General features: G+C 49.2%; 22 protein-coding genes and 1 pseudogene. 3 read left to right on the forward strand and 20 right to left on the reverse strand.

The genetic code is table 11. The features are described from left to right. Window positions 1-54: 54 nt before the first annotated feature. Window positions 55-387, reverse strand: coding sequence for an Imm8 family immunity protein (locus B4V02_RS19920; RefSeq protein ID WP_094156100.1), 333 nt, complete (start codon window positions 385-387; stop codon window positions 55-57). 152 nt (window positions 388-539) lie between these two features. On the opposite strand from B4V02_RS19920, the gene B4V02_RS27250 reads away from it, so the two are divergent. Beyond that, window positions 540-716: a helix-turn-helix domain-containing protein gene (locus B4V02_RS27250; RefSeq protein ID WP_425270793.1), complete on the forward strand. Its 177-nt coding sequence runs from the start codon at window positions 540-542 to the stop codon at window positions 714-716. A 443-nt stretch (window positions 717-1,159) separates the two neighbouring features. Here B4V02_RS27250 and B4V02_RS19930 read toward each other — a convergent pair whose 3' ends face one another. The 12 genes and pseudogenes from B4V02_RS19930 to B4V02_RS19985 all read right to left on the reverse strand — a co-directional run bounded on the left by B4V02_RS19930 (window position 1,160) and on the right by B4V02_RS19985 (window position 14,340). Then, the gene (locus tag B4V02_RS19930; protein WP_094156102.1) at window positions 1,160-1,558 is read right to left on the reverse strand and encodes a hypothetical protein; all 399 of its coding nucleotides are present in this window, start codon (window positions 1,556-1,558) and stop codon (window positions 1,160-1,162) included. Between the two features lie 13 nt (window positions 1,559-1,571). Beyond that, a pseudogene (locus B4V02_RS19935) lies at window positions 1,572-1,985 on the reverse strand (hypothetical protein); the annotation flags it as partial. A gap of 195 nt (window positions 1,986-2,180) precedes the next feature. Beyond that, window positions 2,181-2,645, reverse strand: coding sequence for a hypothetical protein (locus tag B4V02_RS19940; protein ID WP_094156103.1), 465 nt, complete (start codon window positions 2,643-2,645; stop codon window positions 2,181-2,183). Window positions 2,646-2,866: 221 nt separating this feature from the next. Next, complete coding sequence (locus B4V02_RS19945; protein WP_094156104.1) at window positions 2,867-3,226, reverse strand: hypothetical protein; 360 nt, start codon at window positions 3,224-3,226, stop codon at window positions 2,867-2,869. Further along, window positions 3,223-6,420 (reverse strand): phage baseplate assembly protein V, encoded by a 3,198-nt coding sequence (locus B4V02_RS19950; RefSeq protein ID WP_094156105.1) that lies wholly within the window; start codon window positions 6,418-6,420, stop codon window positions 3,223-3,225. The genes B4V02_RS19945 and B4V02_RS19950 overlap by 4 nt, the downstream gene beginning before the upstream one ends. 20 nt (window positions 6,421-6,440) lie before the next feature. After that, window positions 6,441-6,869: a DUF4280 domain-containing protein gene (locus B4V02_RS19955; protein WP_007429064.1), complete on the reverse strand. Its 429-nt coding sequence runs from the start codon at window positions 6,867-6,869 to the stop codon at window positions 6,441-6,443. 15 nt (window positions 6,870-6,884) lie between these two features. Continuing rightward, window positions 6,885-8,309, reverse strand: a complete 1,425-nt coding sequence (locus B4V02_RS19960) for a hypothetical protein (protein WP_094156106.1) — start codon at window positions 8,307-8,309, stop codon at window positions 6,885-6,887. Further along, window positions 8,297-8,956, reverse strand: a complete 660-nt coding sequence (locus B4V02_RS19965; protein ID WP_094156107.1) for a hypothetical protein — start codon at window positions 8,954-8,956, stop codon at window positions 8,297-8,299. Before B4V02_RS19965 ends, B4V02_RS19960 begins: the two co-directional genes overlap by 13 nt. A gap of 457 nt (window positions 8,957-9,413) precedes the next feature. After that, the gene (locus B4V02_RS19970; RefSeq protein WP_094156108.1) at window positions 9,414-10,322 is read right to left on the reverse strand and encodes an AraC family transcriptional regulator; all 909 of its coding nucleotides are present in this window, start codon (window positions 10,320-10,322) and stop codon (window positions 9,414-9,416) included. 127 nt (window positions 10,323-10,449) lie between these two features. Continuing rightward, window positions 10,450-11,853 carry an NAD-dependent malic enzyme gene (locus tag B4V02_RS19975; protein WP_094156109.1) on the reverse strand — a complete coding sequence of 468 codons (1,404 nt, stop codon included), beginning with the start codon at window positions 11,851-11,853 and terminating at the stop codon, window positions 10,450-10,452. 140 nt (window positions 11,854-11,993) lie between these two features. Next, window positions 11,994-12,749 carry a response regulator gene (locus tag B4V02_RS19980; protein WP_094156110.1) on the reverse strand — a complete coding sequence of 252 codons (756 nt, stop codon included), beginning with the start codon at window positions 12,747-12,749 and terminating at the stop codon, window positions 11,994-11,996. Beyond that, window positions 12,742-14,340 carry an ATP-binding protein gene (locus B4V02_RS19985; RefSeq protein ID WP_094156111.1) on the reverse strand — a complete coding sequence of 533 codons (1,599 nt, stop codon included), beginning with the start codon at window positions 14,338-14,340 and terminating at the stop codon, window positions 12,742-12,744. The genes B4V02_RS19980 and B4V02_RS19985 overlap by 8 nt, the downstream gene beginning before the upstream one ends. 86 nt (window positions 14,341-14,426) lie before the next feature. On the opposite strand from B4V02_RS19985, the gene B4V02_RS19990 reads away from it, so the two are divergent. Further along, window positions 14,427-15,461, forward strand: coding sequence for a DctP family TRAP transporter solute-binding subunit (locus B4V02_RS19990; protein ID WP_094156112.1), 1,035 nt, complete (start codon window positions 14,427-14,429; stop codon window positions 15,459-15,461). Window positions 15,462-15,576: 115 nt separating this feature from the next. Further along, window positions 15,577-16,881 (forward strand): dicarboxylate/amino acid:cation symporter, encoded by a 1,305-nt coding sequence (locus B4V02_RS19995; RefSeq protein WP_094156113.1) that lies wholly within the window; start codon window positions 15,577-15,579, stop codon window positions 16,879-16,881. Window positions 16,882-17,118: 237 nt separating this feature from the next. Here B4V02_RS19995 and B4V02_RS20000 read toward each other — a convergent pair whose 3' ends face one another. The 7 genes from B4V02_RS20000 to nifE form a co-directional block, all read right to left on the reverse strand. Then, window positions 17,119-18,957 (reverse strand): ABC transporter ATP-binding protein, encoded by a 1,839-nt coding sequence (locus B4V02_RS20000; protein ID WP_094156114.1) that lies wholly within the window; start codon window positions 18,955-18,957, stop codon window positions 17,119-17,121. Beyond that, entirely contained in the window at window positions 18,938-20,674 is a 1,737-nt protein-coding gene (locus tag B4V02_RS20005) for an ABC transporter ATP-binding protein (protein ID WP_094157048.1), read from the reverse strand. Before B4V02_RS20005 ends, B4V02_RS20000 begins: the two co-directional genes overlap by 20 nt. A 290-nt stretch (window positions 20,675-20,964) precedes the next feature. After that, complete coding sequence (locus B4V02_RS20010) at window positions 20,965-22,101, reverse strand: homocitrate synthase/isopropylmalate synthase family protein (protein WP_094156115.1); 1,137 nt, start codon at window positions 22,099-22,101, stop codon at window positions 20,965-20,967. Then, entirely contained in the window at window positions 22,079-22,843 is a 765-nt protein-coding gene (locus tag B4V02_RS20015) for a HesA/MoeB/ThiF family protein (RefSeq protein WP_094156116.1), read from the reverse strand. The genes B4V02_RS20010 and B4V02_RS20015 overlap by 23 nt, the downstream gene beginning before the upstream one ends. A gap of 92 nt (window positions 22,844-22,935) precedes the next feature. Next, window positions 22,936-23,325, reverse strand: coding sequence for a NifB/NifX family molybdenum-iron cluster-binding protein (locus B4V02_RS20020; protein WP_007429047.1), 390 nt, complete (start codon window positions 23,323-23,325; stop codon window positions 22,936-22,938). Beyond that, window positions 23,322-24,629 (reverse strand): nitrogenase iron-molybdenum cofactor biosynthesis protein NifN, encoded by a 1,308-nt coding sequence (nifN, locus tag B4V02_RS20025; RefSeq protein WP_094156117.1) that lies wholly within the window; start codon window positions 24,627-24,629, stop codon window positions 23,322-23,324. Before nifN ends, B4V02_RS20020 begins: the two co-directional genes overlap by 4 nt. Then, on the reverse strand, window positions 24,619-25,980 hold the full coding sequence (gene nifE / locus B4V02_RS20030) for a nitrogenase iron-molybdenum cofactor biosynthesis protein NifE (RefSeq protein ID WP_094156118.1): 1,362 nt from the start codon (window positions 25,978-25,980) through the stop codon (window positions 24,619-24,621). Before nifE ends, nifN begins: the two co-directional genes overlap by 11 nt. Between the last annotated feature and the right edge of the window lie 62 nt (window positions 25,981-26,042).

Here is a 26,042-nt window from a genome sequence, read left to right on the forward strand (position 1 = left end):
GTTGTATTGTACGATCTTTTTGTTGGGCTAGTAAACTCCGTTTACAGACTCTAGCTACTCGTCCATCTCCCAACGGAAGTATTTAGAAAGATTATGGTTTGCCTTATTAATATCACCATCTGAACACTTATTAATAATATGCCTTAATGTTTCTTCAAGTTTTTTTTCATTAAAGTCACCTGTTATAATATGCCCACGTCCTATGATGATATCACCTTGACCTACCATCCTTTCTAACCTTCTAGGACTAATTAATTCAAACGAAAATAAGTCTGATGCTCCATTTATCTCCTTTGGGCTAATATCTACATGATAAGTGATATAAAAATCGTCTATATCATCGCCCCAATCCTCAAATATCTTTGTTAGAGCCTTTATTACAAGCATTTAAATGCCCTCCTAATCTAAAATATCGATATGGACATTTCTAATTTGCTTTGGTGCCCAAGTCTTATTATAGTCGTAATAGTTACGTTCTGTCCTAATCATGATACTTTCTTGTTCGATTACGACTTAGAGAAATTCTTGAAGAAGGAGGTATTAGTCAACGGGAATTGGCTCGTAGAATGAACATCCGTCCAAGTACGGTTAGCCATCTTTGCTCCGATAAAGTTAATGAAGAAGTCCCAATATACGTCTGTAAAGTCAATGACAATACGGTCAATGGATACAGTGACCCCTTTCATGTGTCCACCCTCTCTCGAATTTTTTCATGAATTTCGGGCTTAATTAGAGGGCAAGGCGGCTAGCCTTTAACACATGACCTTCCCATTATTAGTAAACTCTCAGTAGGTTTCTGACAATCTTTATGGTCGGTATACCTCACTCAAAAGTTGCATCATGTTCCTTTCACCCGATCTATCGCTCTATGTGTGTACAAAGTTGCAAACATATTTGAAAAAAACGCAATAAAACGAAGATAACAAAAAAACAGGTCAATTATGGTAGTATCTGACCATAATTGGCCTGCTTCATGTAACGCTAATGCGTTAAATTAGGTATACTTTTTACAAACATTATGTGCGTACATTTCAAATCATGAAATTTTCCTACAGGTAGAACAAAGGTTATGTTGGTAATGATGAGGTAAAGTGGTTCATTCGGCACTGGGTAGCCCCATTGAGTCTGTAAAGAGATTACACAAAAATCTTTATAGACCTTATACAATGACGTTAAAAGGTGCATGACCTGTTTCAGCATTCCTTAATAATGTTGGTTTTCTAAAACGTAAACTAGTTTCCAATTTGAATATAGCGGTATCTCCTTCCATCTCCATAAAAGATATATTAATCCATATGGGAGCTTTCGGAAAAAGCCCTCCTAAAACCCCAACAACATCTTCTAATAGTAGTTTTTTACCACCAATATTCTCTTTAGATAACACAAGACGTTTCATCATTTCATCGCCACCATCTAACATTTTCCCATGTTCCTCCATAGGCTCTATAACAAATTTAACTATATCGCTTGAAATTTTCCTAGCTTCTTTTATCTTATCAACTGCTTTAGATAAATTTGTTGAAAAAATTTCTTCATTCATTTGAGTAACTTTAATCAAAATATCTCCTCCTTTATTTCAATTTAGTTGATTGTATTTTCTTTAATTTTCCTAAATCAACATAACCGTTGCTCGTTAGTTCTAATTGATATGTTTCTAACCAAGCGTTTTCTGTCTTTATTCCAGCACTATTAAATATTTGCTCATAGTTTTTAGCTTGCTCAGCTGTTGGAGTATAGTGTCCTGATTCATTTGTTATTTTTCTAACATTTCCATTAGCATCGACTTTTAGTTTTCCAGCAGCTTGAACATTAGCTCCATTAGCTAAATGAGAATGTCCTCGTCCAACCTTTAAGTTACCATTTACATCAATGATGAAGTCAACTTCTTTAATTCCATCTCGAATCCTAACTTGACCATTCTCCAAAACATATTCAAAAGTCTTTCCTTGCTGAATCTCATTTGGATATCTGTTTTGAATTATTTGAACTGGTTGTTTAGATACCGAGCCAACACCATCACCCGTCCCCTCAGGAAGCTTACTTGTATTCGGTAATTTAGGACTTTTATTAACAGAGCCTGTCCTACTAGACATGCCACCTGGTACAATACCCAGACTTGGACGATTCCCCTGTCGTAATGTTGCAACAGATACAACCGAAGTAATTAGTTCAAACCCCGCTTACATAATCGCTTTTTCCATTGCGATCTTTTCACGGAACTCATTCAATGCCCTGTCTGATTCTATTTTATCGCTACTTGTAAGCTGATTGTACCACTGTTCAAATGTTTGCTTTTGTTTTCCCTTATAAAGATTTTCATATAAAGGACTTAAGGCATTTTTAGCCCAATCTTTTTTACTCCTGTCTGTTTTATTATTAGCTGCAACTTCTAGCATAAAATCTACTTCGTTTTTTCCTTTAAGCTCCGTGTTTATCAGTTTAGGTGTAGGATCTTTTTTCATCAGAACCATTTCCATATAGGCTCTTTGTGCATTTGTCTCTGAGTTACTTTCGACTTTACTTGTTTGTGTTAATCGAGCAAACCAGGTTTCAAAATCTTTATTTGAACCATATTCATATAACCTTTCATAGTAACTGCGTAACCGTTCTTTTTCCTCTGCTAATCCCTTGTCTCCTTCTCGCATTTCTTGCCTTCTTAATTCTTTAGCTTGCTGATAAAATTATGTAATCTGTTCTTTAGAGTATAAAATTCAAACTTTGTTGTGCGTACATCAAAAATGAAGAAATCTTTACACAGTTACTACATGGGTTAGATTGTTACTGGTTGTATGATTGATTCACTCGTCCCCCCTCTCCAAAAAGAAACCTTGAAAGGCATAGAGCCAATCAAGGTTTTATACAGTAATTAACCATTTTGGTGTTCTTTTTTCGCCAAATCAATCGCCACGGCTAATTTAATTTGGAATATTTTGCTCAACCGTTTTTGGAAATCCTTTAGATTAAAAGTTTCAATTATAGGAACTTCCGAAAGATTAACTCTGCTAATTTCAACTTTAGCAATTTTATCAAGGTCAACTAGAATAGTGAATATATCTTCGCCTTGTTCGGGTGTCCAATTCAAAATGTATGCAGTTTTTACTTCTCCAAAAGTAGTTCTTAACACATCCAATATTGCTTTTGCTTTACCATCTTGAGCCGAAATTATATTTGAACCTTCTAATTCCTTTCTGAAATCCTGTTCTTGTTTGCTTCCTATCAATTTCATTTAATCACCCCCGGAGTAGCAGTAACTAGATTCCCATGCTTATCTGTTAATACTGTCATAATATTTGTAGGAGAATTACTAAACTTGTCAATACCTATGTTTGAGTTTAATGTAACTTCCCTTACATATCTAGCCTGTTTTTCAACTGTCCCATCTACTAACTTTATGTCTGAGTACAAAACTCTTGACACTGGAGTGTTCACAACTTCTTTACCTTGAAGAATACCCTTTAGTTTGTCAGGCGTAATTGAGAATTGGGAAGCATTCTTTGAAGGATTAAAATGCCTATCTAAAACATGATTAAAACCTGCCCCCTCTTCTGCACTTCCATTTCTTAAGTTTACTCTTGACTGAACAATAGGAGGCATCCCTTTAATTTTTCCCGTCCCCTTAGTCCCAATATTAACTTCTTGTTCGAGTATATTTTTCGATTGCTGTTTCAATGGGACACTATCGGAAATTATTTCCTCGGTTATTTGTTTCTTGCTCGCCTGTGAGAAAAACTGTTTAAATTCTTCTGCACTTGGGCCACGTCCTCCTCCTCGTCCATCAAATACAAAAGGACCTTCCGTCATGTTAGATAATGACATCCACTTTTGCTCTTCTTGAGATATACCTTCTTTATTCGATAAAATCAAAAAGTCGCCAGGATAACTTTTTTTCCAATCCTCATAATATTTAATATCAGGATCGCCATTTGCTGTGCGCACCACTCGATCTGCTGCCCAATAACTTCCTTCCGGTATATCAGGTCTGTAGTCTTCATTAACTGTTATATAAACATACGTTCCACGAATCCCCCACTTCTTTTTATCTTCCTCAGTAGGCTCTATCCTTTCCTGCACACTCATCTTTCCCCAAGGCTGCCTTGGAGGCTGTTCTATATTCTTGGGCTTCCAGCCCGCTCTTACTTCAAGCGGAATTTTGTGATACTCCGTGTTCAGCTTGTCCATATTATGGGCTAGACTTTTCACTAGCTCCCCTAATGATCTGGAGCTGGCGACGTTGCGGGCTGCCGTCCATACTTTGCCTCTGTAAGCAGCGGCGTAGCGTTGTCCGACGCCGTTCTTTTTATAAGCAGCTACCCGGCGGTTAAAGGCTGCGGCTTCCCGCGCCAGATTCCTTCCGCCCAGCACAGCCCAGCCTCCTGATGGCACGCCAGCCAGCATGGATAACCCTGCTGCCGCGTACTTCAAGGCACGGGCTGGCCCTCCCTTGGCAACGTCGCGGCGAATGGAGGTGAGCTTGCTGCTCACTATCCGGGCAGGCGTTCCCAATACGGGAACCGTACCGATGATACTCAGCGCCTTCTGAGCTACGTTCAGTATCCCGCCCAGCAAATTTGCCTTGGGCGATGCAGGTGTGGCGGAGGAAGCACCTGCCTTCCCCGCCTGGCCACCACCTGAGCTTCCCCCGTTAGTTGAGCCCGCTCCAGATCCGCCAGTACTCTTCGGCGCATGGGCGGCCTGATACGCCTTGATCGACATTAGCGGCGGTTCTGGCACGGGTTCCAGATCAGCGACGAAAACCGGACGCTTGATTATCCCATCCAGCTTCACTTGCGACGAACGAATATCCGTCTCTCCGTCTATCACCATACTGCTGCTGCCTGCTTGCAAATAAATGGCCTCGCCTGCCGCAATATTCAGTGTGTCCTCCGCGTGGATCGTTAGCCCCCGTTTGGCTGCAATTGACAGCGCATGGTCACTGTGTACCTGTATTCCCTTCGTATCAAGTGAAATATATACGCTATTCATTTTAGCCGATACCAGCAACTCTTGCGCGCTTAGCTTAACCAGCTTGTCATGAGGAGTGCCCCAGTATTTAATGTCCGGATTGCTCAGCTCGGGTACAGGCTTGCCACTGCGCCTCACAGACCTGGCTGCAAAACCATCCGACTCCTGCAGGGTCGGGAACTGTACCTGCACCATGTCTCCTTTTTCGGGCATCACATACCAGCCGCTATGGCCCTCTGCACTATAGCCTGTTGCATAGGGGAACCAGCATGCCTTTTCCCGTTCCTGTACAGCATCTATGGTGAGATGTACACGTACCTGATCCCGCTCAACTTCCAGTACCCGGCCCTCTAGAGAGGCCCCTCTCACTGAATGGTTCCAGATCGGCTTTTGCCGAATTTCATCTTCAGAAACCAGTGTATAGGTATGTAAAAACAACCCCCGGTCCATCCGGGACACGATATCCGCAACGAGCAGTTCCTTGTCTTGAAAAGAGAGTACATCTCCGGGGCGGAAATATCGTGCACTTTCCACAGTATAGGACGTACCATAGGAGGTGTTGGCTTCGTTATGGCGCATACCTGTTTGAATCCCCGGCTGTCTATGCCACAGGTCTGCTCCCCCAGGCAATGCTCTACCCATGAAGCCATCTACGCTGACAGCAGATAGCCACTCACTGCTGCTTGAATCACTCCAAAAATATTTTATTCCGTCGTCCACATGCCCCGATCCTGGAAGAGGGCCGCCGAGGATTGCTTCGGCTTCGTACACCGACGATGCTCCATATGACAAACCGTCCCCGTCAGAAAAAGCTCCATCTGCGCCGACAAAACTTTTTCTTGAGTGATACGGGGCCTCATCCAGTGTTGCGGGTCGTCCCTCGGGAATACCGAACCAGAACTTGGGGCCATCTGCGGCAGCCTCAGGCACAAGCACAGCTCCAAATCTGGAAGCCATCCTTTTCAAAAATGCCCAGTCTGTTTCTCTGTACTGCAATGTCAAAGCGCCCAGTCGGGTATCCCCGCTGACTGTATCGATCACATCTGCTCCTGTATAACCAGCAAGCACCTGCTTCAGCAGTTGCCCATACGTCATGGTATGATCTTGAAAAGACCGGGTCACAGGCCTCACATCGAGTTGAATCGTATGCGATATGGCCTCTATCTGTACGTAATGAATACCGTGTACCTGCTTTAGCGTGATACGCGTCATTTGTCCATGGAACAACGTACGCAGCCGCTGGCCATCCTTGTCCTTTTCGATGACTTCCACCGGTTCGGCTTCACTCTCCAACTCCATAAACCGTTCCTGCTTTTCCTCCGGCACGATGCCACTCACTACCAAACGCACATGGTCGCCCAATCTGCGCTCGATGCGAATGTCCGTCATGGTTTGCAGCGGAACTTTACTCAGTAATTCCACATGACGGTAACCGGATGTTTCCTGCACCTTGTCCATTTGATGAGAAACCCCCACTATCAGTCCAGATTCTGCCCGTCATTTTCAATCGTGATTGCTCCGCAATACAGGCAGGCATTGGTACAATGCTCCAGCAAGGCGGGCTGTCCCTCGACGAGCACATCCTGCTTGCCCCCAATCCAGGGTCGAAGAATAACTGGAACACAAGGCGCCTTCTTCACACCGAAAATGTCCACCATCTGGCTATTTTGCACCGCCGGATTCGCTGGGCTAAAACAATTACCAAACCCGGATATATGAACTCCCGGTTCGTGATCCCCCACATTCATCTGGGCCTTGTCCTTGATATAAACACCGTGGCTAAGCGGACGCTTGAGCCGGGTGGGTTGTGTACCGCAATTGCATTTCAAAATAGCCCCTGCAACCACATATCCTTTTTTTGCACCTGATCCGGCCTGAATGGTCATGGATGCTTTTTCTTTTGCCATGGTCTGCTTCCTCCGTCAATTCGTTTTGACTTCGCTGCCAACGACCGATGTGTCACCACCGAGTGTAATATGGCTGCTGCGGCTGGACAGGTTGATTTCCTGACCGGCGGAAATAGTCACCTTTTGCCCCGCTTCCATATGGATGTTGCCGCCTGCCGAAAAATGAATATCTTTGTTGCTCACCATATGTATACCGTCGCCTTGATTCAGCTTGATGAAAACAGCACCATCCTTGCCGGTGATTACCACCTCGTCCGGTGTCAAACGGATTTCCTTACCATGTGGCGTCCGGAATATTTTTACGTCCGGCTGCTTCAAATGATTGTGACCACCATCCCCTCGATCCTGCCGGGCCGAGCTACTGGCGATACCCTCGTCATCATGTTGGTTCGGGAAATAAATACGTACTTTATCCCCCAGCTCAGGCATCACATACCAGCCACTATGCCCCTCTGCACTATACCCTGTTGCATAAGGAAACCAGTGGGCTGTATTTTTGTCCTGCTCCGGATCAATATCCAGATGTGCTTTAACCCGATCGCGTTCGACAGCGATCACTTTCCCCTCCAGAGACAGACCCGTCAGTTGCTCGTTATAATACGTTTTCTGTCGCAACCCCTTATGCGTCGTCAAGGTATATGTGTGCAGCAAGACTCCCTGGGTCATACGAGTTTGTGCCTCGTATACATATAGCGTTTTGCCACGGAATTGGATTTCATTGCCCAGTTCCAGCACCTGCTCTGTTTCAACGGTATAATCGAGAAAATCCTGCTCATCCACCGAAGCTGTATCATTGCCTGCAAAGTAGCGATATGCCGAGATTCTTTTGCTTACCGTGTAATGATAATTGTCCAGTTGAACGGCTGTTCCGCTTTCCTCAATGCCAAAATAGAACTTTGGGGTATCAAATATGGCCGCGGGCATAAGGGAGGTATGGTAATAGGAAGCCAGTCGCTTGAGAAAAGCCCAATCAGTCTCGCGGTACTGCACCCACATCCGCCCGATCGACGCTCCCCCGGTGGCCGAATCCATGATGTCCAAGCTAGGATAAAGAAGCGAAATACGACGCAGCAGTTCATCCACCTTCATATTTTTGTCCTGAAAAGAACGGCTTTGGGGCCGTACATCCAGCCTGTAGGTATGCGACACAGCCTCTACCTCCAGGTAGTACACATCTCGTACCGCCTTCACTTCAATCGCCAGCACTGTTCCGCTAAACAAGGGAACCTCCGTGCCATCCTCTGCCAGCTGTGAGATTCCGACAGGTGAGTCAAATTGGGTCATATCCACATACGTGTCCTTTAGTTCCTCAGGCACGACAGCGGTAAAACGAAGCCGGGTATGGTCATTCAGACGCTTGACCAGATAAAGCTCCTGTACATTAACAAGCTGATAAGGCGTGATTTTGAGATTAGAATAGGTGGTGCTTATCTGCTCCATGCTTCTCCTCCTTCGGCCTCACTGGGCAGGATTTTTAGTGTGGTCATCATACGTTGAGCGACCGGACGCCATGTATCCATACGTTCCTCCGTACAGTTAAATGAGCATATAAGAGCCTGCCCTTCCAGAGCTGTAAAAAAGGTCAAATTATACAGACGCGTATTCAAAGCCGGAGTCATAAATTCACAGTATCCGACCCGTCGTCCATACACCTTGCACACACCGTCTGCATACCATTCCGTCAACTTTTGTGTGTGGTGCAAAATGTAGATCATCTCGCTGGTGAACGCCTCTAGCTCCTCATCCGTCAGTTCGCTTGCTGTCAGGTTAAAAGAAAAATTGATCTCCCCCGTTGGATCGGTCAAAATGAGCGGTGGGCGATAACTCGAAGGATATTTAAGTTCAATCTCCCGCTCGCCCATCTCGGTGAATGTCCGGGGCAGCCATATCGAAATTTTGTCGTTCAGCAAAGGACGTTCTGCAAAAGCGATTCGTTCTCCGTCCAGCATCATAAGTGGATGAAGTTCCAAGCTGCTCTCAGACTCTATGTAATTGTGTAAATCCGATTTTGGAAGACCTGATGCACCCTGTTGTTCCTTCCGTGCAGCATTAATCATGTCTGCAATTTGCTCATCCATATGTTCCATCGTCGATAAAACTCCTTTATATGTCCAATCTCAATATTCATTTCGTGGAACTCTATAATATAATTGAATCCAAAGAACCATTTGAATTCCAATTTATACCTTACATTATAGGTATCATACGGAGTGTCTTTGTTATTGTCAATTTATAACTTTTATAAAACAAACAAGATATTAGACCTATTATCATGCATAAAAATGAAAGATTTACTATCATTCAGATTCTTTTTACCCAGAGCAAGCCTCCATACTTGTGAAAACACGTCTTCATTTTCATAAAAATAAAGCTGATTTCCCTATGAACCTCTTTAATTTAATATAATCATATAAATTTTAAACTCCTAAAAATGATTCTTTAGAACCTGAATCAAAATGCCTATTTTCGAAAACAAAAAAGCCTACCTTTGCTACCAGGTAAGCTCCTCACGAATATGAATAAATCATAAAACTTCCTATATATTCAGTCCCCTTCCTCCTCCGCATAGTTCCATACATGGCGTTCCACAGCAGAACGGTATTCAACTGGTGTCTTGCCTGTGTGCTTTTTGAACAACATATGAAAATACTGCCTGCTGCCCACACCCACATAATCGGCAATTTCCTGAATGGGAATGTCCGTTTGCTGAAGCAGCATTCGGGCCTTGTCCATTCGCAGCATGGTCAAATAAGCGGTAAGTGTTTGTCCGGTATGTTTTTTGAAAATACGGTGCAAATACCCCGGATGCAGATTCACGGCTGCCGCCATATCCTGGACCACAATATCCCGATCATAGTTCAGATGGAGAAATTCAAGGCAGCGTTTGACGTACATATCCGTTTGCTGCGTGTTGCTGTGCGCTGCCTCTTCCCGCAAACGCGCAATTCGCACCAGCAGCTGCATAAAAAGCAGTTCTGCCATTGCACCCGGATGTTCTTTTCGTTGATCCAGCTCCAGCACGAGACTTTTCAGCGTAAAATATACCTCTTCCGGGTCCGACAATACCAGATACGGGAATGGACGCGACATAAAGGCTGTGATCTCCTGCTCCTCCGCTGCCATTTGCCGGATTGACGGTCCTACACTCATCCCCTCCATAAAACCAAACTCTACGTTCAGCATCCGGCACGATTGTTCTCCCTCCACCACCAGTCGGTGCGGTACGCCTGCGTCCAGCATAATAAACTCGCCTTTACGCAGCGTAATGCTTTCCGCCTTTCCTCCCGTTTGTACATCCACCCGGCACAGGCCGGAAATCATGTACATGATCTCCGTGGAACGATGATCGTGGTACGGCATCGTATAGTCGCGCCACTGCTTGTAATAGTAAGCAAAGAAACGGGGAATATAATCCCCGTTCCGCAAACGCAGCTCAAACAGACTTCCGTTCATCCCCGCACCTCCGCAAAATAGATAAGGCTAACACGGCAGCGTATCTGCAGCCGTTCTATTTTCACAGTTTAACAGACCTGGTCGTGTTATTCTATTTTGCTCCACCGGACGATCTAAAATCCTTTGGCTATCTAAAATCCGGTGGAATACGCCGGGCCGTTCCGGTCAGAATAGCCGCTTCAATCACAGACTTCCTCACCTCGGTAACGACCTGTTCGTTGAATATGCTCGGGATAATATACTGCTCGTTCAATTCCCGTTCACTTACGACGGAAGCAATGGCACGGGCGGCGGCTAACTTCATCGGCTCGTTGATGTGGCGTGCCCGGCAATCGAGCGCTCCTCTGAATATCCCCGGAAACACCAGCACATTGTTGATTTGGTTGGGATAGTCGCTACGCCCTGTTGCAAATACACGGACATGCGGAATGGCTTCCTCGGGAGCAATTTCCGGCTGCGGATTGGCCATGGCAAAAACAATGCTGTCTGCAGCCATACGTTGTACATCTGAGGCATCGAGCAGATTACCCCGGGATACGCCGATGAACACATCCGCATCCGCAATGACATCCTTTAATGTGCCTGACTGTGACTCTACCTGAGGCTGATCTGCCAGCCACTGCCACATTGGATATTGATAGGTTCCACCTCGCACAATGGCTCCATCCCGGTCTACCGGAACAAGGCGGCTTACCCCTGCGGCGAGCAGCATTTTGCATATCGACACACCTGCGGCCCCGATTCCGTTCACAACAACCCGAACATTTTCGATCCGCTTGCCAACTACTTTCAGCGCATTCAGCAGCCCGGCAATCACAACCACCGCCGTCCCATGCTGATCATCGTGGAAGACAGGAATATCCAGTTCTTCCGCCAGCCGGGTTTCAATCTCAAAACAGCGTGGAGAGCTGATGTCCTCTAAATTAATGCCCCCGAAAATCGGGCTGATCGCCTTAATCGTACGAATGATTTCCTCTGTATCCTTTGTGTCCAGACAAATGGGGAATGCATCTACTCCTGCCAGCTGCTTGAACAGCATCGCTTTGCCCTCCATCACGGGTGCAGCCGCATGCGGACCGATATCGCCGAGCCCAAGCACGGCGGTGCCATCGGTAACAACCGCGACGGTATTTCGTTTGATGGTCAGGGAGTACGCTTTTTTCGGATTTTCATGAATGGCCGTACAGACCCGGGCCACTCCCGGCGTATATACCCGCGATAGATCATCCCGATTTTTAATCGGCAAATTGGGCCGGATGGATATTTTCCCTCCCAGGTGCGCGAGAAACGTGCGGTCAGAAACGTTAATCAGTTGAACACCTGCTAACAACTTGAGTGATTCGATTAGCGATGCCTCTGCTACTTCAGCGACGTGGACTGTGATGTCACGAACGGATGAATCCTGTCCGGGACGAATAACATCAATAGAAGTAATATCTCCCCCGGCATGGCTGATGGTTGATGCGACATCACCAAAGTTTACTTTGGAATGGACAAGCTCCAATCGAAGAATCAGACTATTAAAGGCCACGGGCATCTACTCCTATTCTATTCATAGTACAGTGCCGCCCTAAGGCAGACACGTGTATGGTTATTCATATAATCATGCTGTTCCCTGCTTTCACATGTTACCGCTTTCATAAAAGCGTTGGGAAGCTTTTGTCCATATTGTTACTTATGGTCATTTTGGTCACGCAGCAGCTCATACCGATTAACGGGACGACCGACCCCGCCGTAATGCACAACAAGGCGCACGATCCCTTTTTTCTCCAGATAATCCAGGTATCTTCTTGCCGTTACACGGGCAATCCCCACTCCCTCCGCCGTTTCTTCAGCAGACAGTTTGCCGCCATGCTGCTCCATGACCGCAAGCACCTGCTTCAGAGTCGCTGCATTCAAGCCTTTTGGCAGCTCATCGTAAGACATCGCCCATTCTTCGTATACTGGAGCAGGGACTACCTCTTCCTTGGCAGCTTCTCTATTTTGCATAATGAGGTCCAGCTCTTCCTGGGTTCCTACTTCTTTCGCCCATAATCCAGCCTGCTGTACCCGGTAGCGCTCCAATGTATGGTGGATACGCTCTACCTTGAACGGCTTCATGATATAATCGAACGCTCCGTTTCGCATCATTTCGCGGATCGTCTCCGTATCCTTCGCAGCCGTCACGACAACTACATCTACAGGCAATACCATGGAACGGATGCGCTGCAGGGTTGTTATCCCGCCCAGCGACGGCATAAACACGTCAAGAAAAACCAGATCAGGCTTTAGCTCCTCGATCAACTCCAGCCCCCGCAGCCCATTGGAAGCCAGACCTACGACCTGAAATCCGTCAACCTGTTCGATAAACTGCCGATTCACCTCTTGTACCATTGGATCATCCTCGACCAGCAGCACACGAAAAAGTGATTTGATAGGTTTACTCATCGTCGCTCCCTCTCTCCTTCAACGGAAATAGAATCTCTATGGAAGTTCCCAAGCCAAGTGAAGGTTCGCATGTCAGGCGGCCATTCCCCTTGGTGACAATCCCGCTCAGTAAATGCAGCCCCATGCCGCGGCTCTCTCCGTCCTTGGTCGTAAATCCGCGTTCGAGCATTCGTTTCTTCGTGGTCTCCGACATGCCACAGCCATTATCCTCGACCAATATGGACATATATTCGTCATCCTGCCGGATGCTGACATAAACCTCCTTGGAGCCGACCTCTGTATCCTCCAGTGCATCAAAGGCGTTCTCAATCAGATTTCCGAGTAACAGAACAAAATCATGTCGGTCAATTAGCCGGGGAAATTGATTCATTCTGCTGTCAGGATCAATCCTAATATCAATGCCAAGCTCTTTGCCACGGCTAATTTTACCCAACAGCAAACCTGCAACTCCGTCGTCATCGAAATGCCGTTGCAGGAAGCGTGTAATCTCCTCCTGTTGCTCGGTCACCTCAAACAGATAGCTCAAAGCCTCGTTCTGCTGTCCTAGCTGGAGCAAACCAGCAACAGTATGCATTTTGTTCATATGCTCATGATTTTGTGCACGAAGCGCATGAACAAACTCTTTGACACCTGTGAGCTCCTCGGCCATTCTCGTTACTTCGGTTTTATCCTGAAATATGGAGATCGCCCCCATCGTAACTCCCTGTTCGCGAATGGGAATCCGGTTGCTCCAAATAATGGTCCCGCCAATTTTTAGCTCCTGGCTCAGAATCGCGACTCCCGAATCCAGCACTTCCGGCAAACGGGTATCCGGAATGACCTCACGGATCGGCAAGCCCACTACATCACGGTGTACGTGGAAGATTTGCTTGGCTCGTTCGTTGAAAATGGTAATCATGCAGTTGCGGTCAATGGCAATGACACCCTCGTGCATTGCCTGAAAGGCCGCACTTCGCTCGCGAAACATTCTCGCAATCTCCTGCGGCTCCAGGTTGAACATCTGGAGCTTAATATGACGGGCCAGCAGGGCAGAGCCAATCACACCAAACATCATCGACAGCAGCGAAGTCATGATGATGGATTGTTTTTCCTGCCGGATGATTTCCGTCACGCTTGGCAGCAAGCCGCCCGCTACAACGACGCCCACCTGCTCCGAGGAAGCATTCATAATCGGCACAAAGGAACGCAAGCCAATCCCCGCTTCGCTGCGAACTTTGGAGACATACGTATGTTCAGCAAATGCGGCATCATCGTCCCGAGCCTCAAACGTTCCGCCGATTCGCTCCGAAAGCGGATGAGACAACCGTTTGCGGTTCATATCGAGCACGACAATATAAGCCGTATTGTTTAATATCCGAATTTTGTCCGCCATAGGCGCAATCACGGCAGAAGCATTCGGGTCATCAATTCGTTCCACGACGTCCGGCAGGTTGGCAACCGTCTGAGCCGTAATCGTAAGCCGCTGTTTGAGTTCTTCTTCCTTGATCCGGGTAGCGATACCCAGCAAAAAAAGACCGCCGATCAAAAGAGCAAAAAGCACGACCCCAAATGAAAGGATCATAATTTTCCAATACATGCGAAGTCTGTTCATCATTTGTTCCTTCCCTATTAAAGCGTTTACCTTTGAATATCATTGTGGAATAATGGGTCTAAAATAGCAACAGAGGGGGTTAATTTGTGAAAAGAGCTGTTGGATTCTCCGTTTTGCTCATACTGGGCATTCTAACGGCTTATGTGATCGGTTTTCAAAAAAATTTTGGTGAAGAGCTCCCTTATGATGATGAATTTACTGGTCTGAAGGAAAGGATCGTGATCAAATTCAGCCACGTCGTGGCTGAGAACTCGCCCAAAGGGCTGGCTGCCGCTCGTTTTGCCCAGCTTGTTAAAGAAAAATCCCATGACCGGATTGAGATTCAGGTGTTCCCTAATGGAATGCGCTACTCAGAATCCACCGAAGTGGCTGCACTTCAACGGGGAGAAATCCAGATGATCGCGCCTTCATTTTCCAATTTGAATGCGATTGATCCGGCCTGGCTGGTGATGGATCTTCCATTTGCCTTCGAGAATCAAGCTGGGGTCGATCAGGCACTGAACGGGCAATTGGGCAAGCGGCTATCGCAAACACTTGAACCCCATGGAATGAAAGGCGTCGCTTTCTGGTCCAACGGCTTTCGACAGATCACTAACAACACCCATCCCATTAGCCAGCCCGCAGACTTTGTGGGCTTGAAATTCCGTATTCAGCCAAGCAAGGTGTTGGAGCGTCAGTTTGAAGCACTTGGGGCATCGACCATTAGTACTCCTTTCAATGAAATATACCACAACCTGGAGACGGGCACAGCAGATGGACAGGAGAACACAATATCCAACATCCTTACCAAACGGTTTTACCAGGTGCAACGATATATGACCATCAGCAATCACAGCTATCTGGGGTATGCCGTCGTATTTAACAAATCCTATTGGGATAGCCTCCCAAGTGATGCCAAGCTGGTGCTGCAGGAGGCACTTGAGGAAACGACACGCTGGAACAAACGGGAAACAAATGAAAATGCCAATCGGCTTAGCCAGCTGCAACAGGCCGGAGATATTACTATTACCCGTCTGTCCGAGGATGAGCGTATGCTTTGGAGGAAACGTCTGCGCGCACTCTATCCGGAGTTCATCCCTGTCATCGGGTCGGATCTGATGAATATGATTCAGGGACCTTAAAGACCAAAAAGAACGTTATGACCGTATTCTTGTTTGCCAAGATCGTAGCTTTTACACTGGGGATACAAAAAATAAAGCGTTTTCAAAAATCAAAGGAAAGCGAGAGCGTATCCCTATGAAACTGAGAATTAATTTTAAAAACTTGACGGTTCAGGTCGTTATCGCTATTGTTCTGGGCATTCTACTGGGCCACTTTTTTCCTACAACAGGTGAAAAGCTCAAAGTGCTCGGAGACTCTTTTATCAAGCTCATCAAGATGGTCATCGCACCCATTGTATTTTTTACGGTTGTGCACGGCATTGCCAGTATGGGGGACATGAAAAAGGTCGGTCGTATCGGCGGAAAGGCGCTTCTTTATTTTGAAATCGTTACCACGATTGCGCTGGCTATTGGTCTGCTTGTGGTTAACCTCGTAAGACCGGGAGCTGGCATTGATGTGAGCAAGGCTACCGGAGACGTATCTCAATATGCTCAAAAAGCAGCGGAATCAAGTCATGGATTCGTTGATTTCATCGTCGGCATTATTCCTGAAAATGTAGTCAGCGCTATGGCAGGTGGAGAGCTGCTGCCTATCCTGCTCTTTGCCATTCTCTTCGGGCTGTCACTGACGGCCATGGGAGAGCAAGCCAAACCCGTCATTGTCCTGTTCGACAAGCTGTCGCACGCCTTCTTTGGCATCGTCAATATGGTCATGAAATTATCACCAATCGCCGCATTTGGTGCCATGTCCTATACCATTGGCAAATTCGGCATCGGGTCATTGACCTCTCTCGGCAAGCTGATGGGCTCCGTTTACCTGACCATGGCTTTATTTGTTATCATTGTACTCGGTCTGATTGCTCGCATGTACGGGTTCAGTATTTTCAAGTTTATTGCTTATATCAAAGAAGAAATTTTGCTTGTACTCGGTACTTCATCATCCGAATCTGCCCTGCCACGTATGATGGACAAAATGGAGAAATACGGCTGCTCCAAGTCAGTGGTCGGTCTGGTTATTCCGACGGGCTATTCGTTTAACCTGGATGGTACGGCGATCTATTTGTCCATGGCCGCCATATTCGTGGCTCAGGCCTCTGGTGTCGATATGACTCTATGGCAGCAGCTGACACTGCTCGGCATTCTCATGCTGACCTCGAAAGGAGCAGCAGGCGTCACGGGCTCTGGATTTATCACGCTGGCAGCCACACTCGCGGCCTTCCCTTCCATTCCGCTGGCGGGAATGGCGCTGCTGCTCGGTGTGGACCGCTTCATGTCGGAAGCACGCGCCATCACCAATCTGATTGGTAACGGAGTCGCTACCGTCATCGTCGCCAAATCGGAAAAGGAGTTTCATCCCGACAAACAAGTGGAGATGATTCCGGCAGCGACTGAGTTTGAAAAATCCAGTCCCTTAAACAGCCCGGTTACTGAATCTGTATAATAAGGCAATACTTTTTTGAAACTATTAAAAGATATATTGTGTCGGTTTGGGGGTGTCCCAAAAGCCATAAAATGGCTGCTGGGACACCCCCGTTGTTTTAAAACATCCCACCTAACCACCTCGTTCATGTCGTCAATGACGCTATTCATCGGCTGGACGACTCCATCTTAGACGTAGCCTACCCCGACGGAGGCCGTGACAGCAAACACAAGGCCAAACTGCCTATCGAGAGCCAGCTTAAGTGCTTTGCTTTTTCAACTGACCCTCATATAAATCGCTGTAAAAGCCTTTATGGGCCAGCAATGCATCATGAGAGCCCTGCTCCTCCAGACGACCATCCTTCAAGACCAGAATCCGGTCAGCCTGACGAATGGTATTCAGCCGATGCGCGATAACGAAACTTGTGCGACCCTGCATGAGCCGTTCCAGCCCTTCCTGTATTTTCAGCTCGGTAATGGTGTCGATGCTGCTGGTTGCCTCGTCGAGGACAAGAATTGAAGGGTTGGCCAAAATAGCGCGCGCGATCGCCAGCAGCTGTTTTTGTCCTTGGCTGATGCCGCTGCCGTTAGCCTCCAACACCTTATCGTATCCGTCCTTCATCCGCATGATAAAGGAATGAGCATTCGCCAGCCTGGATGCCTGCTCAATCTCCTCATCGGTGGCATCCAGCCTGCCGAAGCGGATATTTTCACGGATGGTTCCCTGAAACAGGAAGGAATCCTGCAGTACAAACGCCATATGGGAGCGCAAGCTTTCACGCTGTATGGTCGTAATGTCGCGCCCGTCCAGCGTAATCGTTCCCTTGTCGGGAGTGTAGAACCTGGAAAGCAGCTGAATCAGCGTTGTTTTTCCAGCCCCGGTTGGACCGACCAATGCGATCATTTCACCGGGCTGGGCTTCAAACGAAATGCCTTCCAACGTATCGCTCCCTTCATCATAAGCGAAGGAAACATCGGCAAACCGTACAGCCCCTTTTACATGCTTCAGAGCTATCGCCCCTTGCTCGTCCTTGGACTCTTCATCCTCGTCCAATATCTCGAATACACGCTCAGCTCCGGCAATGGCAGACAACAGCGTGTTCCACTGGTTCGCCAAATCGTTCAGCGGTCTCGTGAACTGGCGGGCATACTCTACGAATACGATAATCGTACCTATGGTAATCGAGCCGTGAATGGCCAAAATCCCGCCGATCCCCGCTACCATGGCAAAGCTGAGATTATTCAGTCCGTTCATCAGCTTGGGGATAAAGCCGGAAATGGTTTGTGCCCAGAACCCCGACAGACGAATGCGATCATTCCGCTCACCAAAACCGTGGATAACCCTCTTTTCCTGCGAAAATGCTTTAATAATCTGCTGCCCGGACAACGTTTCTTCAATATAACCGTTCAGTTCGCCCAGGTTCTGCTGGCGTTCCTTGTATAAAGGCCCGGTACGGCGTGTAATCCAGCGCATCCCGGCCGCCATTAGCGGCACTACAATAAAGGTCAATAGTGTCATCAAAGGACTTAACCACAGCATAACTGCAAGCGTACCGACCAGCGTCAAGATGCTCGAAAAAATTTGAATAGCCGAGCTGTTCAGTGTAGAGCTGACACTTTCGATATCATTGGTCAGACGGCTCATGATTTCTCCCTGTTGACGTTTGCCGTAAAAAGGAATCGGCAGCCTATGCAAATGCGAAAACAGATCAAACCGCATCCGGTAAACGGTCTCTTGGGCGATTTCAATCATCCAGATGTTTTGCAGCCAGGAGGTCAGCGAATTAAGCAGAAATACAGCCCCTAATCCAATAAGAAAATAAATCCACGTTCTTCCACCCGGACCTTCGAGAAAATCATCCACCGCTACGCCGACCAAATATGGACCTAGCAGAGCCAGCCCGGAGCTGAGCATGACCATAAACAGCACCAGCATCAGCTTGGCCTTGCGGCGGGCCAGATAAGCCCATATCCGGCCTAACGTGCCGGACCAGTTCTTCGCTTTGGCCTTGCTGCGTCCTTCGGCTCCTGCCGGATTACGCAGCACACCGGACGATGGTGTTGGCTGACGGAATGGCTCAATGAGTTTCTTGAGCATGCGGCTCCTCCTTTCCATATTGTGATTCATAGATGCGGCGATACAGTTCTGAGCTATTCAGCAGATGCTCATGACTCCCGCTCCCGATCAGACGACCCTCATCCAGCAGTAAAATCTGATCCGCCGATGCAGTCGAGCTGATCTTCTGCGTAATGAGAAATGTCGTGCAGGACAGGCCATCCAGCGCTTTCAGCAGGGCTGCCTCTGTCCGCACATCCAGCGCACTCGTGCTATCGTCCAGAATAAGCACCGCCGGATGGCGCACCAGTGCGCGGGCAATGGATAGCCGCTGCTTCTGACCGCCGGACAGATTGACGCCACGCTGCCCGAGCAAGGTGTCATAGCCTTGTGGCAGGCGTTCAATCGTATCATGAATTTGCGCCATCCGGGCGGCCTCCTGAATCTGCTCCAGGCTGGCATTCTCCAGCCCCCAAGCGATATTGTCCCGAATCGAGCCGGTGAATAACAGCACCTCCTGCGGTACATAGCCGATGGCCTCACGCAGTATGGAAGCGTCCAGCTCATGCGCGTCCTTTCCATCAAAGCGCACATGACCGGCATCTTCCTCATACAGACGTGTAATCAGCTGCACAAGCGAGGATTTGCCCGAGCCCGTAGCCCCCATGATCGCTATACGCTCACCCGACCCAGCCTTAAAAGAAATATCCTTCAGTACAGCCAAATCGCTGCCCGGATAATGAAAGCTCACCCGCTCCAATTCTACCTGCCCTTCAATTCGCGTGTTATTTGTTGGAGTAGACGCTGCCTCTCCATGTTCTTCATGTTGTGTTTCCAGCACCTCTCGAATCCGTCCCGTAGATGCGGTCGCCCGGGAAAACACGACCACGATACCGGACAAGGCAGACAAGGCCCCAATCGTCCGCAAGGAATAATTGACGACTGCGACCACCTGCCCTACACTCGCATCCCCTGTGGAAATTTGCCCTCTTCCGAACCAAAGCACCGCGATAATTCCCACATTCATCGTAAACAAAATGAACGGCATCGTCGTTTCCGTCCAGCGTAGAGCAGATACCGTCCCTTTCATCAATTCGCCTCCATAATGGGCAAAACGCTCGATTTCATGCCGCATCCGCACAAACACCCGAATCAGCCGAATTCCGGTCAGATTCTCCTGAATCACCCCGTTAACATCATCCAGACGACGCTGAACGTCCTTGAACAAACTGACCGTTCGCCGCATCATCACCAGCACAAATACAAACAGCACCGGAGCCATAACCGCCAGCAGCAGGCCGAGCCTGAAATGTACGACCAACGCCATCACAATACTGCCGATGACCACCAGCGGCACCCGTGTCATAAACCGCAGGCTCATAAACACCGTATCCTGTACTTGCGTAACATCCCCCGTCAAACGCGTAATCAGCGATGAGGTGGCAAAACGCTTGAACACCGGATAGGAAAAGGCCTGGACCTTGCGGTACAGCTTTTCCCGCAGGTCATAGCCAAAGCCCTGACTTGCATGTGAGGCAAAAAAGGAGCTGGAAATACCTGCCATAAAGGCGACAACTGCACTCCCTACCAACACACCGCCCCAGAACCAGACAATGGACAAATCCTGCTGACGGATTCCTTCATCAATGATTTTGGAGATCAAATACGGCTGCGATAACTCCACCGTCAGTTCCAGCAGCATCATCACGAGCGCTGCAATGGCCGGAACCCGATATTTTTTTAGAAAAGAGAACATCATCCCCACAAGCATTCCTCCAATTGCCAGACAGCCGTCCTTCCAGATCAGCATCCAATCATCATATAAATCGAACCTGCCGTAAAACTATCTATGCGCACTTTATACAGCACTGTATTGTATTATACCCCTCTGAACGACTTCGTTTAACCAGTAAGTTGGAGACTTCGGTTGCAGCCCTAAAAGATATGTAAAAAACAGCAGAACGAATAAACCTTCATTGGCGTGGAGGTTTATATAAAAGAAAGCGTTCCAGTCACGGTCACACTTACCGTACAGGAACGCTTTTTTGGTTATTTTGACAGCTCTGCCGGATAATGCTGCAGCCAGTGCTTTAAGTCCGTGCTGCGGATGACCCGCTTGGGGTCTTCACCGACCAGGCGAAGCCGCTCCAGCAGGAATTTGATCTCATCGGGGCCTGCCTTGATCCCCTCCTGCTCCAGCATATATTGAACTGCACTTCTGCCCGAATGCTTGCCGAGCACGAATGAATGGTCAGTGCCCAGTTCGGTCGGATCGAGGGCCTGATAGGCGGCGCGCTCCTTCAGCAGACCATTGATATGTATGCCGGATTCATGGACGAATACCATGTCTCCCACAATTGGCTTGCCTTCGGGAATGATTCGGTTGGAGGCTTTGGACACCAGTGCAGCCAGCGGGTTCAGCAGTTCGGGACGGACGCTACAGGTTCCTTGATACAAGTCTTTCCACGACATCACGACCTCCTCCAGCGCCGTATTGCCTGCCCTTTCCCCAAGACCCGAAACGGTGGTGCTGGCCCAGACAGCTCCCGCCTGCAAAGCTGCCAGAGTATTGGCAAGCGCCAGACCATAATCATTATGGCAGTGGATCTCAAGCTCCACATCCTGCGGCACGCGCGCTACAAGCCTGTTTATACGGGCAGCTATGGCAGCGGGATGGTGAACAGACAGCGTATCAGCATATCTGAACCGCCGAACGCCATCCCTATAGAGCTGATTCGTCAGCTGCTCCAGGAACAGGCCATCTGCCCTTGAAGCATCCTCAAAGCCTACGGAGACAGTCAATCCTTTACACAAACCGTAATCGACAGACCTGCGGATCAGCTCCGTCACCTGTGCAGAAGTCATACCCAGCTTGGCCTTTATCTGTACCGTCGATACGGGAACCGAAATATGGGCCCAGCCGACACCCGTCGATTCCGCTGCATCAATATCCGAGAACACTGCGCGATTCCAGGTCATTAGCTTCATCTGAAGTCCGAGAGCAGCAATCCTGGCAATAGACCTGCACTCTGCCTTCCCCATTGCCGGAATTCCGATCTCAGCCTGCTCCACCCCTGCCAGATCCAGCATAACCGCGATTTCAGTCTTCTCCTCGGCCGAAAAGGCAACCCCCGGAGCCTGTTCTCCGTCACGAAGCGTTGTATCACAAACGCGCAACCGACTCATCTGTATCCCCTCCTGTTCCACAGCACGGACAACGCGGATTGCGCTTGACCGCTATGCTGTAGCTGCTCATATCCAGCACATTCATACGGTACATGCGGTCAGTGAACAGATTACCCGCAGCTGTAATCCATTTGACCGCTTCCAGTGCGGCCATGCAGCCAATCAAGCCGGAGGTGGCTCCCAGAACAGGAAATCCCAGAGGCTCCCAAGGCTGTCCTCCTTCCGGGTAGAGACATTCCAGGCATGCCGTCCTGCCGGGAACAATGGTCATCAACGATACTTCATAGCCGTACATGGCGGCTTCTATCATCGGTCTGTCATAGCGAACACATAGCCTGTTCAGCGTATATCTTTCCGGAAAGTCATAGCGTGCATCAATCACGAGATCTGCCGCTTCCACCCATGGTCCGGAGGATTCTTCCGTAATTCTGTGGGCGTGGCCCTCAAGCTCGGTCTCCGGATTGATACGATGCAAATGCTGCAATGCTGTCTCCATCCGCTCCTCACCGATTCGTCCGCTGTCCATCAGCACCTGTCGGTTCATATCAGGCAGATGAATTACGCCCTCATGGGCCAATATCAGCTTGCCCACTCCGGCAGCGGCCAGGTACATGGCCGCTGTCCCTCCCAAGCCTCCGATGCCTGCGACCATGACAGTGGCCTGCTTGAGTCTGTTCTGACCTTCCATGCCCAGCAGCTTCAGCTGGCGTTCGTATCTGCTGTCCTCCAGCAGCTGTACCATTCGTCCACCCCCTCCATGTACGACTCCCGCCTTTTTGATATTTGTTGCACATGCTTTACACCCCTATATCACTGTTCTTCCTTACAGCATGCTCATGCTTCGGTTTTGCTGCTGCCTTCCTCAGCATGCAGGATTTTGGCAAGCCACATGGGCGGATTGCGTGCCAGCATATGCTGGAGACGCTGGACCTGCTCCTCAATGGAGCTGCCATAGGCTACCTTCACAGGCATAATGGTCCGCTTGGTAACCTGTGCGGCAGCCGAAGCGCCGATCTGTACCAGGAAGATCAGGGCACAGTCCTCGATCAGGCCAATTCGGCTGGCAATCTTGCCCGCTTCGTGCTCATCGCTCCCTGGGGCTATCCGCCGATGCTCCAGGAACTGAACACCTGAGAGCCGGATTTCGAACACAGTGAACATGGGACTCTGCCCAAAATGAGCATTCACAAGTACCCCGTCTTCCGTCGCAAATGCAACCTTCATCCTCCCTTCCCCCTCTCGGCAAGCAATACATTGCCCACCTTGTTCACCCACTCCATGCTCCCTCGGTATCCGACGCTTACGGATGTGTGCGCACCCAGTTCGTCATACACCGGCAAGCCTGCCGATACGAAGGAGGCACCGGCCCGTGCCGCTCCCTTTCTTCCATGCGAATTGCTGATCCATAAATCCACGCCCTGCGCGCTCTCCTCTGCATCATCCAGATCACCGATCCAGACTTCCCGTTCTGTCTTTTGCAGCGCGGGCGTGCTGCAGGGTGCAATGAGCCGCTTCAGTTCCACTCCCATCTCCTCTAGCCAGGCTGCGGTCGACAACATATGATCCGGTTCAAGCGCCACTACAGCCGAAGCGCCGGAAAAATAGAAATGGGCATCCAGCATGCTGTCCAACAGATTTTCACGCTGCCAGCGAAAGCGGACGGGAGCCGGCTCGCGACTGATCTTCTGCAGAAAATGTATGAACGCATCGCTCGCAGCCAAACCAGACAGACCAGCGAACAAGTGGTAGGGAATGCCTGCGGCATGAGCCAGTCTGCGCGCCGGACGCTCCATGCTCGCGCCAATGGCAATGGTGCAGGAAGACTCCAGCATCTGGCAGGCTGAATCCAGCGGAGTTCCCCCTCTTGTTAAAGGGGAAAAGCCTGTCAGCAGGTGACCGGACAAGGAAGTGGAAATATCGGGGAGCGTAATCACCTCCAGGCCGAAGGAGGCGATCATATCCTTGATTTCCATGACGTCTCCGGCTGTCAGATAAGAAGCCGGCAGCAGATTGACCTGCGTCCGGCGCTGTTTTTTGGGGGACTTGCCTCCGGCCGACACGAGTATGGCATCCATTAGCGACTCTACTGTGCTGCTGTAGCCCGTCTCCAGGGAACCTTGAAAATCAGGCAGCGATACAGAAAACAGCAGATTGTCCTTTAATGCCCGTTCTCGCTTGAACGCCTTTACCCTGGATTGAAAATCAACGCCTGCCACCTCGGTGAGGGCCGTACTGATAACGCCGATGACATCAGGATGGTGCTTGGACCAGATATGATCCAGGGCCTCCTCCAGATTCCGGTCTGCGTCAAATATAACGTCCATCTCTTGCAGCGCAGAGGTCTGAACGGCGATCGGCTCTCGAAAATGGCGGGTCAGCAACGCCTTGGAAAAGGCCGAGCAGCCCTGAGCTCCGTGCAGCAAAGGCATGGAGCGATATATCCCCTGCAGAGCCAGCACGCCGCCCAAAGGCTGTCCTACCTTGAGCGGGTTGACACTGACAGGCTTCGTGGCGGATTTAATCGGCAAATTCCGTCTCCTCCTCCCATGGAGCCAATTTGGCGGTCAGCTCCCATACCGGATGCTGCAGCGTATGCACAAGCTGTTTGGCCAGGGACAGCAGCCCGTCATAGCCCGCATAGGCCTTGTGCCGCTCCTGATTGATGTCCACAAAAGGAATCTGCTCCTTAAGCGCCATATACATGTTACGCCCCCCGGCAATGACCATGTCTGCTTTGCGGCTCCGTACGGTCTTGAGAATCTGCCGGGCGCCGCCTTCCGGGATGTATTCCGCATCATCCCCGATCCGGGCAGCAATCCGGGATACATCCTCGGCAGTGCTCTTGTTCGTGCCTACACCCACCACCTTAATGCCCAGCTCCTGCAAAGCCGTAATGACAGACCAGCTCTTCACACCTCCGGTATAGAGCACTGCCCGTTTTCCTTTCAGCTGCTTGCGGTAAGGCTCCAGCTCCAGTGAAAGCCTCATTTCCTCCCGTGCGGCCAGCTTATCCACCCGTCGCTCCACATCTCGATCTCCGGTCAGATAAGCCATCTGCCGCAAGGAATAACTCGTTTCCTTTGCCCCGTAAAATGAACCTTCAAAATAAGGAATACCGTATTTGCGCTCCATTTGGACTGCCAGGCCCAGCAAAGCCCGGCTGCATACGACCATATTGGCCTTGGCACGGTGCGCCCAGCCTATCTCGCGGAACCGGCCGTCCCCGGTAATTCGGGACAGGATACTCATTCCCGTCTGCTGCATCAGCCGCTCGATATACCACATCTCACCCGCAATATTGTATTCCCCGATGAGATTGACATCATGGGAGGTTGTCTGTTCCGGCTCGGTGGTGCCGATAATATGCTGGAACAGCACATCTCCGGCCAGCCGGGTCCCGAGATTCTTGCTGCCCACAAACCCCGGACTGTTCACCGGAATGATCGGCGTTCCCAGCCGCTCGGATTCAGCCTTGCAGACCCCCTCGATATCTTCACCAGTGAGAGCTGTGACACAAGTTGTATAGACGAACACAGCCGGAGGTGCAAAACGGCTGACAATGTAGTGAATCGATTCATGCAGCTTCTGTTCACCGCCAAAAATGATGTCCTGTTCTCCAAGATCAGTAGTGAAGCCGTACGCCGACAACTCCGGACCGCTAGACAGGCTGCCTCTGCTCTCCCAGCTGTTGCCGAGACACGCCATCGGCCCGTGCACCAGATGAGCCGCATCTGCAATGGGAATCAGTGTAATCTGGGCCCCGTCAAAAGAGCAGCCACCCGAAGCCTCCCCCGGCACAGGCCGGGGACAGGGCGTGCTTTTGGGAATTTTGTTGCCGCAGGATATTTCCAGCCTTCCGCTAGGCACAGCCGCCTCCATCCGTACAACCCCCTTATTTCAGATAGAATCCATTGAAATCACAAGCCAAGCTGCCAACATGC

The organism is Paenibacillus kribbensis (assembly GCF_002240415.1).
GTDB classification, from domain to species: domain Bacteria; phylum Bacillota; class Bacilli; order Paenibacillales; family Paenibacillaceae; genus Paenibacillus; species Paenibacillus kribbensis.